Origin of the sequence: Pseudomonas sp., assembly GCF_040514055.1 — a bacterium.
In the GTDB taxonomy this organism is placed as follows: Bacteria; Pseudomonadota; Gammaproteobacteria; order Pseudomonadales; family Pseudomonadaceae; genus Aquipseudomonas.
The window spans coordinates 166,743-178,215 of record NZ_JBEVDL010000066.1 but is presented as its reverse complement, the minus strand read 5'-3'; the positions used below and the strand labels follow the sequence as shown (position 1 = coordinate 178,215).

Annotated in this window: 10 protein-coding genes; 3 read left to right on the top strand and 7 right to left on the bottom strand. The window is 66.1% G+C overall.

The genetic code is table 11. From position 1 onward, the window contains the following. Positions 1-5: 5 nt before the first annotated feature. Both ABWY06_RS17220 and fdhD read right to left on the bottom strand, forming a co-directional pair. Positions 6-2,336, bottom strand: a complete 2,331-nt coding sequence (locus ABWY06_RS17220; protein ID WP_502948217.1) for an FdhF/YdeP family oxidoreductase — start codon at positions 2,334-2,336, stop codon at positions 6-8. Continuing rightward, positions 2,333-3,160, bottom strand: coding sequence for a formate dehydrogenase accessory sulfurtransferase FdhD (gene fdhD / locus ABWY06_RS17215; protein ID WP_353926796.1), 828 nt, complete (start codon positions 3,158-3,160; stop codon positions 2,333-2,335). The genes ABWY06_RS17220 and fdhD overlap by 4 nt, the downstream gene beginning before the upstream one ends. 320 nt (positions 3,161-3,480) lie before the next feature. On the opposite strand from fdhD, the gene ABWY06_RS17210 reads away from it, so the two are divergent. Continuing rightward, a complete protein-coding gene (locus ABWY06_RS17210) occupies positions 3,481-3,786 on the top strand; it encodes a hypothetical protein (RefSeq protein WP_353926795.1) in 306 nt (101 codons plus the stop codon). Positions 3,787-3,898: 112 nt separating this feature from the next. Here the strand turns inward: ABWY06_RS17210 and ABWY06_RS17205 are convergent, their stop codons facing one another. Both ABWY06_RS17205 and yrfG read right to left on the bottom strand, forming a co-directional pair. Continuing rightward, on the bottom strand, positions 3,899-4,792 hold the full coding sequence (locus ABWY06_RS17205; protein ID WP_353926794.1) for a LysR family transcriptional regulator: 894 nt from the start codon (positions 4,790-4,792) through the stop codon (positions 3,899-3,901). An 82-nt stretch (positions 4,793-4,874) separates the two neighbouring features. After that, positions 4,875-5,546, bottom strand: coding sequence for a GMP/IMP nucleotidase (gene yrfG / locus ABWY06_RS17200; RefSeq protein ID WP_353926793.1), 672 nt, complete (start codon positions 5,544-5,546; stop codon positions 4,875-4,877). A gap of 154 nt (positions 5,547-5,700) precedes the next feature. Between yrfG and nudE the strand changes: the two genes are divergently transcribed. Continuing rightward, a complete protein-coding gene (gene nudE, locus ABWY06_RS17195; RefSeq protein WP_353926792.1) occupies positions 5,701-6,267 on the top strand; it encodes an ADP compounds hydrolase NudE in 567 nt (188 codons plus the stop codon). Next, positions 6,264-7,103 (top strand): 3'(2'),5'-bisphosphate nucleotidase CysQ, encoded by an 840-nt coding sequence (gene cysQ, locus ABWY06_RS17190; protein WP_353926791.1) that lies wholly within the window; start codon positions 6,264-6,266, stop codon positions 7,101-7,103. Before nudE ends, cysQ begins: the two co-directional genes overlap by 4 nt. A gap of 13 nt (positions 7,104-7,116) precedes the next feature. Here cysQ and ABWY06_RS17185 read toward each other — a convergent pair whose 3' ends face one another. From ABWY06_RS17185 to ABWY06_RS17175, 3 genes are all read right to left on the bottom strand, one after another. Next, on the bottom strand, positions 7,117-9,024 hold the full coding sequence (locus ABWY06_RS17185; RefSeq protein WP_353926790.1) for a beta-ketoacyl synthase: 1,908 nt from the start codon (positions 9,022-9,024) through the stop codon (positions 7,117-7,119). A gap of 346 nt (positions 9,025-9,370) precedes the next feature. Next, complete coding sequence (arcC, locus tag ABWY06_RS17180; RefSeq protein WP_353926789.1) at positions 9,371-10,300, bottom strand: carbamate kinase; 930 nt, start codon at positions 10,298-10,300, stop codon at positions 9,371-9,373. 85 nt (positions 10,301-10,385) lie between these two features. Continuing rightward, positions 10,386-11,396: an ornithine carbamoyltransferase gene (locus tag ABWY06_RS17175; protein ID WP_353926788.1), complete on the bottom strand. Its 1,011-nt coding sequence runs from the start codon at positions 11,394-11,396 to the stop codon at positions 10,386-10,388. Positions 11,397-11,473: the final 77 nt, after the last annotated feature.

Here is an 11,473-nt window from a genome sequence, read left to right as displayed (position 1 = left end):
AGGCCCTAGACAATCCGTCGGTCGTCGCGGGCCGCCTCGAAGCGGATGGCAATAAACTTGGAGGTGGGTGTGTGGCTGCCATCGCCGACGCTTTCCAGCGGCACCAGCGGGTTGGTCTCCGGGTAGTAGGCGGCGGCTTGTCCCGCCGGAATGTCGTAGGCCAGCAAGGTGAAGCCGCTGACCCGGCGCTCGCGGCCATCTCCCCAGAGCGACAGCACATCGACCTTCTGTCCGGGTTTGTAGCCCAGGCGCAGGATATCCGCCTCGTTGGCGAACACCACGTCGCGCTGGCCCTTGACCCCGCGATAACGGTCGTCCAGGCCATAGATGGTGGTGTTGTACTGGTCGTGGGAGCGCAGGGTCTGCAGGATCAGGTCGGGCACCTCGCCGCGGGCGCGAATGCCTTCGTGCAACAGGTGTTCGGGCAGCGCGTTGGCCTTGAACTGGGCGCGGCCGCTGGGGGTGTTCCAGCGCCGCTCGGCGGCGGCATTGCCCAGGTAAAAGCCCCCCGGCGCCTGCAGTCGCTGGTTGAACCCCGTAAAGCCGGGAATGGTGTCGGCGATCAGGTCGCGGATGCGGTCGTAGTCCTCGATCAGCCAGAGCCAATCCACCGGATGGCGCCCCAGGGTCGCCGCGGCGATGCCGGCGACTATCGCCGGCTCCGAACGCATCTGCGGACTCAGCGGCTGCAACTGGCCGTGGGAGGCATGCACCATGCTGAACGAGTCTTCCACCGTCACCGCCTGCGGGCCGCTGGCTTGCAGGTCGATGTCGGTGCGCCCCAGGCAGGGCAACAGCAGCGCCTGTTTGCCCAGGGTCAGGTGGCTGCGGTTGAGCTTGGTGCTGATCTGCACCGTCAGCTCGCAATTCTGCAGGGCCTCGAAGGTGCGCGGGGTGTCGGGGGTGGCCTTGGCGAAGTTGCCGCCCAGGCCGATAAACACCTTGGCGCGCCCCTCGAGCATGGCGTGGATGGCTTCCACCGTGTTGTGGCCGTCGGCGCGCGGCACCTCGAATTGGAAACGTTTGTGCAGGGCATCGAGCAGGGCCGCCGGTGGGCGGTCGTTGATGCCCATGGTGCGGTCGCCCTGCACATTGCTGTGACCGCGCACCGGGCACAGGCCCGCCCCGGGTTTGCCGAGGTTGCCGCGCAGCAGCATCAGGTTGGCGATTTCCTGGATGGTCGGTACCGAGTGGCGGTGCTGGGTGATGCCCATGGCCCAGCACATGATCACCCGCTCGGCATTGCGGTAGAGCCGGGCCAGGCGTTCGAGCTCAAGCAGCTCCAGGCCTGACTGGGCGACGATATGCGCCCAGCTGCTGGTGTCCACCGCGATCAGGTAGTGCCCCAGTTGCTGGGTGTGCTCGTCGATAAACGCGGTGTCGAACACCCGCGGCAACCCTTCGGCCAGCGCCTCACGGTCCCACTGCAAGAGAAACTTGGCGATGCCGCGCAGCAGCGCCAGGTCGCCGCCCAGGGCGGGGCGGAAATACGCGGTGTTGGTCGGGCGGTCGCCGTTGCTGAGCATTTCCAGCGGTTGCTGCGGATGCTGGAAACGCTCCAGGCCGCGCTCCTTCAGCGGGTTGATGCAGACCACCTGGGCACCGCGCTTGACCGCCTCGCGCAGCGGCTCGAGCATGCGCGGATGATTGGTGCCAGGGTTCTGGCCGAGCACGAAAATGGCGTCGGCGTGTTCGAAGTCCTCGAAGGTCACGCTGCCCTTGCCGACCCCGACGCTCTGTCCCAGGGCCACGCCGCTGGCCTCGTGGCACATGTTCGAGCAGTCGGGAAAGTTGTTGGTGCCGTAGGCGCGCACGAACAGCTGGTAAAGGAACGCGGCTTCGTTGCTGGCGCGCCCCGAGGTGTAGAACTCGGCCTGGTTGGGGCTGTCCAGCCGGTTGAGGTGCTCGGCGATCAGGGCAAAGGCGTCGTCCCAGGTGACGGGCAGGTAGCGGTCGCTGGCCGCGTCGTAGCGCATCGGCTCGGTGAGCCGGCCTTGGTACTCCAGCCAGTAATCGCTCTGCTCGCGCAGGGTGCTCAGGCTGTGCTTGGCGAAGAAGGCCGCGTCGACTCGCCGTTTGGTCGCCTCCCAGTTGACCGCCTTGGCGCCGTTCTCGCAGAACTTGACCATGCCGCTTTCCGCCGACTCGCCCCAGGCGCATCCGGGGCAATCGAAACCGCCGTGCTGGTTGGTCTTGAGCAGAGTGCGGATGTTCTTCAGGGCGTTGTCGCTCTGCAGCCAGAAGTGCGCCACGCTGCGCAGCGCGCCCCAGCCGCCGGCCGCGCCCTTGTAAGGCTTAAAGCGCTGGACCGGGTGTTCCTGGATGGGATGGCTCATGGGCGGTGCTCCGGGCTGTAGACGCGCGGCGCATGGCGCTGCGGCAAGTGGATCAGGTTGAGGTGGTGCTGGCGGGCCCACTGCACGGCCAGGCCGGTGGGGGCTGACAGGCTGACCAGGGTCTGGATGCCGGCGCGCAGGACCTTCTGGATCAGCTCCAGGCTGCAGCGACTGGTGACTATGGCCAGTCCTCCGGCCAGCGGTCGCCGTTGCCGCGCCAGTGCACCGATCAGCTTGTCCAGGGCGTTGTGTCGGCCGATGTCCTCGCGCCCCAGCAGCAACTCGCCCTGGGCGTCCATAAACAGCGCCGCATGCACGGCGCCGCAGCGCTGGCCAAGCGGCTGCAGCGGCCGGACCCGCTCACGCAGGTCGAGCAGCCAGTCGGCCGGTGGCAGGGGCTGGGGTGTCAGCTTGGCGAGGCGGGGCAAGGCCTGTTCGAGGGCTTCCACGCCGCACAGGCCGCAGCCACTGGCACCGGGCACCTGGCGGCGCTGCTGCTTGAGGCGCCAGAAGGCGCCACTGGCGATCTGCACTTGGGCCTGGCGGGCCGCGCCGGTGCCGCTCAACTGAATGTCATAGATTTCGTCGATGGATTGAATCCAGCCATTGCCCAAGCTGAAACCGACCACAAAATCCTCCAGGTCGCCGGGCGAAACCAGCATTACCGCCTGACTCAGGCCGTTGTAGGCCACCGCCACGGCGACTTCCTCCGCCAGTTCGGTGGTGTGCGGCGCACCTGCGGCCTCGACGGCCAGCTCGTGATAGGCATAGACGGCACTTGCGGACGGGGTGACGGCGGGCGAAGGCAGGGGCGGGCTGGGCATGGGCAGTAACCGTGGCAGGTCTCGGCCCAGCCTAGGCCCACTGCCTGGGTGCCGTCTAATCGCTGTTAGCGATGCTGTGATCGATGGGATCTATCAGCACTGAAGCAAGCCCGCAGTCAGGCGGGTCTGGAGGGCGCCTGCGTAACGCCGCTGAGCAGCGGCGCCATTATGCGCAATCCATATAATCGACAGGCTTTTCCAAGCGGCCGGGTGGTGCGCGCACTGGTAATTTAGAGGAGCTGTCTGCCTACGTGGAGTTGCAGGTTACGCATCGCGATTCGTCGAACGGTCGACGAACCCAGTCTGACAAGGAGATTGATATGGCCGCGATTGAAAGCTACAGCATGCTGGTTTACGGCAGTCCATCCGGTTACCAGACCAACCGGGCGCAGATCCAGCTGCGCGGCGCCGGCGGGGCAGTTCTGGCCTGGGTGCGCTTCAACGATCCTGGGCAGTTCTTCGAAGATGATTATGTCGAAGGCAACATCATTCGCATGCACTTGCCGTCCACCATGCTGGCCAGCGTGCTGGACGTGCTGCGCAACGAAAAACCCCTGAATATCTATTTTGCCGCGGGCCGCGCGTTCTTCGGAACAGCCGACGAGCCCATCGGCGAGGCGGAATAATCAGGTCGCGGTAACTCCGGCGAAGCTGAACGGGCGCGAGAGGGCGCCCGTTTTTTATGGGCGTAGGTACGCCCATGGTGCCTGGCCGGGGGGGCTGATACGACCCTTTACCTTAAGTGGGCACTTGGCCGAGCAAGGCCCGTCCTTCCTCGAAGCAGGCCTGGGCCAGCGCCGAACGCGGCGCACTGCGGCGCATGATCAGCCCCAGGGGCGCCAGGGTCTGGGCCTGCTCGATCGGCTGCAGGCGCAGGTGCTCGGTGAGGGCGGCCAGGCCGCCGTGCAGCGGCATGATGGCGCAGCAGAAACCGCCGTGCACCGCCTGCAGCAGCTGGTGCACGGCATCGGTTTGCAGCAGGGGGGTCGGCGCCAGGCCGCGGCTGCGAAAGCCATGGTCGATGGACTGGCGAAAATGCATGCCGCTGGACAGCAGCGCCAGCGGCAACTCGACCAGCGCCTGCCAGCTTAGCGGGCTGTCGCCGAAGTCGAAATGCCGCTGGTCATAGAGCAAGCCCATGCGGGTGTCCTGCAGCGGCAGCGACTCGAAATGCTCGGCGTTCAGCCGATCGAGGAAGGACACCCCCAGGTCCAGCCGGTTGCTGGCCAATTGCTCGAGTATCTGCTCGGAGCTGAGGGCGCAGAGTTCGAAGCGCAGGGTCGGGTGTTTGTCATGCAGGCGGCGCAGCAGTGGCAGCGGATCGAAACTCGACAACGGCACCACGCCCAGGCGCAAGGTGCCGACCAGGCTGCCCCGACAGGCCGCCGCTTCGGCCTGCAACCCCTCGTAGGCCGCCAGCACGCTGCGCGCCCAGGCCAAGACCCGTTCGCCCGGCTCGGTGAAGCCCTCGAAGCGCTGGCCACGGTTGACCAGGGGTAGCTCGAGTTCGCGCTCCAGGTTGCGCAAGCGCATGGACAGGGTCGGTTGGGTCACGTGACAGCGGCTCGCCGCCTGACCGAAATGCCGGGTCTCGTCCAAGGCGACGAGAAATTTCAGCTGTTTGATGTCCATTCCGGCTTCCGCTCTGGCAAGCCCTGGATTCTAGGGCCTGTTGACGCTAACCGCACGGCCAAGGCCCGCGGCACGTTGGGGCTCAGGCGGGCAGCAGGCCTTCGAGCAGCGCCTGGTAATCGTCCACCGCGCAGAACTCTTCGGTGTCCTTCGGGCCCTTGCGGCTGTCAGGTTCACGCACCGCCAGCAAATGGGCCACGCCAAAACGGCCGGCGCTGCGCAGAATCGGCAGGTTATCGTCGATAAACAGGCTGCGCGTCGGGTCGAAGCCGAAGTCGTCGCGCAGGGCAGACCAGAATTGCTGGTCTTCCTTGGGGTAGCCGTAATCGTGGGCACTGATCAGCCGGTCGAAATAGGGCGCCAGTTCGATGCGCTCCAGCTTCAGCGACAGCGAGTCACGGTGGGCGTTGGTGATCAGGGCCACCCGTTTGCCGCTGGTGCGCAAGGCGGCAAGAAACCGGTCGGCGTCCGGGCGCAGGGCGATCAGGTGCGCCACCTCCAGCTTGAGGGTCTGCACCGAGAGCTTGAGCTCGCGGCTCCAGAAGTCCAGGCAATACCAGTTCAAGGTGCCGGCGTGGCGTTCGAACAGCGGTAACAGCTCCAGCTCGGCCATGGCCAGGCTGATGCCGTGATGCTCGGCATAGCGGCGTGGCAAGTGCTCGAGCCAGAAATGGTTGTCGAAATGCAGGTCCAGCAAGGTGCCGTCCATATCCAGCAGGACGGTATCGATGGCGGACCAGGGCAATGGCGGCATATGGGCGTCCCGGCACTGAAGCAAAAACGAAAAGGGGGTGGAGCTGTGTCGGCTGTCGCGAATCGGCCTTGGCGGGTCGCCGCGGCGTTATCCTCCGCGGGGCTAATCGGTCGCGGCAGGGTATGATAACCCGTCGTATTCAGGAGTGTGCCCCATGCGCCAAAAGCCCACCGTATTGGCTCGCGAGATAGTCGCCAGCAGCCGCCTGTTCCGCATCGAGGAGTTGCAGCTGCGCTTCGCCAATGGCGTCGAACGCACCTACGAGCGCCTGGTGGGGCATGGCGTGGGCTATGGCGCGGTGATGATAGTCGCCCTGGTCGATGCCGAGCAGGTGCTGCTGGTGGAGGAATACTGCGCCGGCACCGATGACTACCAGCTGTCGTTGCCCAAGGGCCTGATCGAGCCGGGCGAGGACGTGCTGGCCGCAGCCAACCGCGAGCTGCAGGAAGAGGCCGGTTTTGGCGCCCAGCGCCTGGAGCTGCTGACCGAGCTGTCGCTGTCGCCGGGTTACATGAGCCAGAAGATCCAGGTGGTGCTGGCCCGCGACCTGTACCCGCAGACCCTGCCGGGCGACGAGCCCGAGCCCATGGCCGTCGAGCGGGTCAACCTGCGCGAGCTGTCGAGCCTGGTGCAGCACCCGCAATTCAGCGAAGGCCGCGCCCTGGCCGCCCTCTACCTGGTGCGTGATCTGTTGACCCAGCGCGGGGAGTTCCTGCCATGAATGCCGACCTGAAGGCCGTCCACCCGCTGTTGCCGGCGGTGATCGAACTGGCGCGAGGAGCCGGCGCGGCCATCCTGCCTCATTGGCGCGCTGACGTGGCGGTCACCGCCAAGGCCGATGCGTCGCCCGTCACTGCCGCCGATATGGCCGCTCACCACCTGTTACTGGCGGGATTGCAGGCCCTCGACGCAAGCATCCCGGTGTTGTCCGAGGAAGCCGCCGACATCAGCCTGCAGGAGCGCGCCGCCTGGTCGCGCTGGTGGGTGGTCGATCCGCTGGACGGCACCAAGGAATTTATTGCCGGTAGCGAGGAGTTCACCGTCAATGTCGCCCTGGTTGAGCGGGGGCGGGTACTGTTCGGCGTGGTCGGCATTCCCGCCACTGGCATCTGCTATTACGGCGGCGACGGCCTGGGTGCCTGGCGCGCCGAGGCCAGCGGCGAGGCTCGGCCGATTGCCGTGCGCCTGGCGCCAGCAGGCGCCTTTACCCTGGTGGCCAGCCGTCGCCATTCCAGCCCTGCGCAAGAGCGGTTGTTGGCGGACCTCGGTGATGGTTTTGGCGAGCTGGCTCTGGTCAGTGTCGGCAGCTCGTTGAAGTTTTGCCTGTTGGCCGAAGGCGCCGCCGATTGTTACCCACGCCTGGCGCCGACCTGCCAGTGGGACACGGCCGCGGCCCAAGGCGTGCTGGAAGGCGCCGGTGGCGAGGTGCTCGACCTGCGCGGCGAGCCTCTGACCTACGAGGCTCGTGAATCCTTTCTCAACCCGTCGTTCCTGGCGCTGCCGGCTGCGGCTGCCTGGCGCGGCGAGCTGATCGCCCTGGCCCGCGCCCTGGACTGATGCACTTGCGTCCTCAGTCGAGCATGTCGGCGTAACGGCTGTCTTTCTTGAAAATCAGCGGCCGGGCGAAGCCCGGCACCTGGATTTGCTCGGGGGTGATACCCAGGGCGTGATGGTCGATCAGGTCCTGACCGAAGTTGTAGATGATATCCAGCTGACCCTTGAGCGCGCGCTGGTCGTAGGCCAGCGCCGCGGCGCGAGTCTGTTCGCGCAGTTCGCAATAGTGGGCGTAGGCGACCGGTCCGTAACGCTTGGCCAGCATGGCGTTGACCACCCGTGGCGCCAGCACCACGGCGCTGGCGTTGTTGCCGCCAAACCCCTTGGAATTGAGGAAGCACAGGTCCAGCGCGGCTTCGCCGACGGTACGGTCCGTGGTGGAAAAGCGCAGATGCGCCTGGTGCACGTCGTCGGCCACCGCGTCGATGGTCTTGATCCCGGGGATGATGCCGTACTTGAAACTGCCCAGGGCCGAGATCAGCTGGTCGCCGCTGGCGGTGGCCAGGGAGTGGCCGACAAAGGCCTTGACCGCAGTCACCGGCCACTGGGGGATGGCGAAGGTACTGGCGATGCGGTCCAGCAATTCGGATTCGGTGACCCGGTTGGCCGGGGTGCTGGAGCCGTGGGCATGAATGAAACTGCGTTGTTGCACGCCTTCCAGACCCACCAGTTGCACCGCGCTGGCCACGGCCTTGGCCATGGTCAGGTAATTGCCCGGGCCAGGCGCGGAAATGGATTTCTTGAAACCGTCGGCGTTGATAAAGACGTCGGGAATCGCACCGTGGATATCGGCGCCCAGCTCCAGGGCCAGGGCATCGTCCATCAGCACCACGAACTGGCAGGACTCGGCCACCGTAAAGCCACAGTTCTGGCCAAAGGGTCGGCTGGAGCGGCGAAAGTCCACCTGCTCCCGGCCCTCGATATGGCGCAGGCCTTCCTCGGTGGCCAGGGCGCCCATGGCGCCGTAGCCCTCGATGCATTCCTGGGTGATCGGCGCCTCGCTGTTGCCGACGATGGCCACCCGCGCGCGACCGGCGCCGATCAGGTCGACGGCTTTCTGCAGGTTGTAGAGAAAGGTCGCGCAGGCGCCGGTGATGCTGCCGGTGGTGCCGACGCTGCCCAGCACATAGGCGTTGATAAAGTCGGCGGGCATGCTGTTCAGGCCCAGGGCCAGGTTTTTCGCCGAGACCCGCTTGCCGCGCAGGCGCGACTGCATCAGCCCACCAAACCCCATTTCGTCCAGCTGGCACATGCTGCTGCCGGCAAACACCGCCACCTCGTCGGGCTCGACTTTCTCGACTATGACCTTCCACTCCAGCCCGGTGGAGCGCAATGCGTCGGTCACCCCGACCACGGTCATCTGCAGGCCACGGGGGTGAAAGTGCGAGTTGTACAGCTCGGACGGGTCGAAGCCGCTGGGCAGTTGCCCGGCCGATTTGACCGGCAGGGCGCGGTAGCTGTCGACCTTGAACTCGCCGCCGTCGTGCAGCGTGACTCGCACCTCGTTGCCGTCGATCGGCTCCACCGACCAGCTGCTGGGCAGCGGTTCGGGCAGTTGCTTGCGCGAGGTGATAAAGGTCAGTGCCTGCCCTTCGCTGGGCGCAACCGTAAGGCTTTTCTGCCAGTGGGCCGCGTCCGGATCCAGGTGGTTCGGTTCGATACGGCGCACCAGGGTCGAGGCGAGTATCTGCGCGGCGTAGCGGGTCTCGATCTCGCCCAGGGACAGCGTTTCACCTTCCAGCGACTGGAAGGCGCCCTCTCGCACCTGCAGCAGTTTCATCATCACCGCCAGCCCGGCCAGGGTTTCCTGGCGGGTCGCGGTGTCCAGGCTTTCGAGCACGGTGCGCCGGAAGCCATGGTGAAACGAACTGCGACCGGCCGCGTTATAGCCGCCAAAGCCGACAATCACAGGTAATCGAGACATAACTCCGAAAGCTCCAGATAGAGAGGCACGCGGCAGGGCGCGTGACGTGAGTCGAGAGTGGCCGACGACTCCGCTGGCCGCCGCGACGGCATATCGGCCGCTGGCCGCGATACCGCGCTCGGGCTTGTTCGGCCGAGATGGTTATGCTGACGAAAGCAGTGACTGATTAGTCACGGCGGGCTGTCGTGACATCGCGCTCGGGCCGGGGAAGGAGGAGAGAGGGGCTAGCCCAGGCCTTGCCCCCCACAGCGGCCAGTCTGCTGGCGCTGTGGTGTAGCAAAGACGGCTATCGGCGCGAGGGCGCGCCTCCCACAGACGCTCCCCACAAAAGGGGGCGGGTGGCCGCTTAACCGCGGTAACGGATACCGGTCGCGGCGCTGCTGACGCGGGTGCCGGCCGTGCCCTGGACGATCGCCTGGATATCCGCCAAGGCGCCGATCACCGCGGGTCGGCCGGTGTGGCGAGCGAACTCGCAGGCGGCCTGGACCTTGGGGCCCATGGAGCCGGCGGCGAAGTCGAGGCGTTCCAGGTCGTCCGGATGGGCCTCGGCAATGCTCCGTGCGGTCGCGGTGCCCCAGTCCAGGTAAACCCCGTCGACATCGGTGGCGATCACCAGCAGGTCGGCTTCCAGCTGCTCGGCCAGCAGCGCCGAACAGAGGTCCTTGTCGATCACCGCCTCGACGCCGGTGAGTTTGCCGTCGCGGTAGAGGGTCGGGATGCCGCCGCCACCGGCGCAGATCACCAGGGTGCCGTGCTCGAGCAGCCACTTGATCGGACGGATCTCGAAGATTCGCTTGGGGCGCGGGCTGGCTACCACCCGGCGAAAACGTTCGCCATCGGCGGCGATGCTCCAGCCTTTTTCCGCCGCCAGGCGCTGCGCGTCGGCCTGGCTGTACAGCGGCCCAATGGGCTTACTCGGGTGTTCGAAGGCCGGGTCGTCGGGGTCCACTTCGACCTGGGTCAGCAGGGTGGCGAAGGGCAGGTCGGGCGGCAACAGGTTGCCCAGCTCCTGTTCGATCAGGTAGCCAATCATGCCTTCGGTCTGGGCGCCCAGCACGTCCAGCGGAAACACGCTGGCCGCATCGTAGGCCGCCGCCTGCAGCGCCAGCAGGCCGACCTGGGGACCATTGCCATGGGCGACCACCAGTTCGATGCCGGTGGCGATCAGGGCGATCTGTTCGGCGGCGATGCGCACGTTGTGCCGCTGGTTGTCCGCGCTCAGGCTTTCGCCGCGACGCAGCAGGGCATTGCCCCCCAGGGCTATGACCATTCGCATGGGTTGCTCCTCTTGCCAGTTAGACTATCCCCGCCAGGCGGGGTAATGGCTGCCGGGCACCCCGGGGCGCCCGGCAATGCGCGGGTCAAATATCGGCCAGGGCCGAGACCAGGATGGCCTTGATGGTGTGCATGCGGTTTTCCGCCTGCTCGAAGGCGATATTGGCCGGCGACTCGAAGACGTCTTCGGTGACTTCCACGCCATTGGCCAGGTGGGGATAGCGGCTGGCGATCTGCTTGCCGACCTTGGTGTCGCAGTTGTGAAAGGCGGGCAGGCAGTGCATGAATTTGACCCGCGGATTGCCGGCGGCTTTCATCATCGCCGCGTCGACCCGGTAAGGCAGCAACAGGGCGATGCGCTCGTCCCAGGCCTCGGGTGGCTCGCCCATGGAGACCCAGACGTCGGTGTGGATAAAGTCGACGCCGCGGACCGCCTCCTCGGCGCTCTCGGTGAGGCTGATGCGCGCGCCGCTGGCCTCGGCGAAGGTGCGGCACTGGGCGACGAACTCTTCGGACGGCCAGAGCGCGCGCGGCGCTGCGATACGCACATCCATGCCGAGTTTGGCGCCGATCATCAACAAGGAGTTGCCCATGTTGTAACGGGCATCGCCCAGGTAGGCATAGCTGATGTCATGCAACGGCTTGTCGCAGTGTTCGCGCATGGTCAGCACGTCGGCGATCATCTGCGTGGGGTGGAATTCGGCGGTCAGGCCATTGAACACCGGAACCCCGGCAAAGTGCGCCAGCTCTTCGACGATGGCCTGGCCGAAGCCGCGGTACTCGATGGCGTCGAACATGCGCCCCAGCACCCGGGCGGTGTCCTTCATACTTTCCTTATGGCCGATCTGCGAGGAGTCCGGGTCGATATAGGTGACATGGGCGCCCTGGTCGTGGGCGGCGACCTCAAAGGCGCAGCGGGTGCGGGTCGAGGTCTTTTCGAAGATCAGCGCGATGTTCTTGCCCTTGAGGTGCTGCTGCTCGGTGCCGGTGTATTTGGCGCGCTTGAGGTCGCGGGAGAGGTCCAACAGGTAGCGCAGTTCGCGCTCGCTGTGGTGCATCAGGCTGAGCAGGCTGCGGTTGTGCAGGTTAAACGCCATGGTTGCTGTTCCTTCAGTGGGCAAGCCCGGCCTATTCCTAGGCCGGGCTGGAGGCTAAGTCAGTAGGGGGGCGTGGC

What these genes read in the sequence shown, in the direction of transcription:
- arcC (WP_353926789.1), bottom strand. Translation starts at nt 10,300, where the DNA reads ATGCGAATGGTCATAGCCCTGGGGGGCAATGCCCTGCTGCGTCGCGGC.
- fdhD (WP_353926796.1), bottom strand. Translation starts at nt 3,160, where the DNA reads ATGCCCAGCCCGCCCCTGCCTTCGCCCGCCGTCACCCCGTCCGCAAGT.
- ABWY06_RS17175 (WP_353926788.1), bottom strand. Translation starts at nt 11,396, where the DNA reads ATGGCGTTTAACCTGCACAACCGCAGCCTGCTCAGCCTGATGCACCAC.
- ABWY06_RS17220 (WP_502948217.1), bottom strand. Translation starts at nt 2,336, where the DNA reads ATGAGCCATCCCATCCAGGAACACCCGGTCCAGCGCTTTAAGCCTTAC.
- yrfG (WP_353926793.1), bottom strand. Translation starts at nt 5,546, where the DNA reads ATGCCGCCATTGCCCTGGTCCGCCATCGATACCGTCCTGCTGGATATG.
- nudE (WP_353926792.1), top strand. Translation starts at nt 5,701, where the DNA reads ATGCGCCAAAAGCCCACCGTATTGGCTCGCGAGATAGTCGCCAGCAGC.
- ABWY06_RS17210 (WP_353926795.1), top strand. Translation starts at nt 3,481, where the DNA reads ATGGCCGCGATTGAAAGCTACAGCATGCTGGTTTACGGCAGTCCATCC.
- ABWY06_RS17205 (WP_353926794.1), bottom strand. Translation starts at nt 4,792, where the DNA reads ATGGACATCAAACAGCTGAAATTTCTCGTCGCCTTGGACGAGACCCGG.
- ABWY06_RS17185 (WP_353926790.1), bottom strand. Translation starts at nt 9,024, where the DNA reads ATGTCTCGATTACCTGTGATTGTCGGCTTTGGCGGCTATAACGCGGCC.
- cysQ (WP_353926791.1), top strand. Translation starts at nt 6,264, where the DNA reads ATGAATGCCGACCTGAAGGCCGTCCACCCGCTGTTGCCGGCGGTGATC.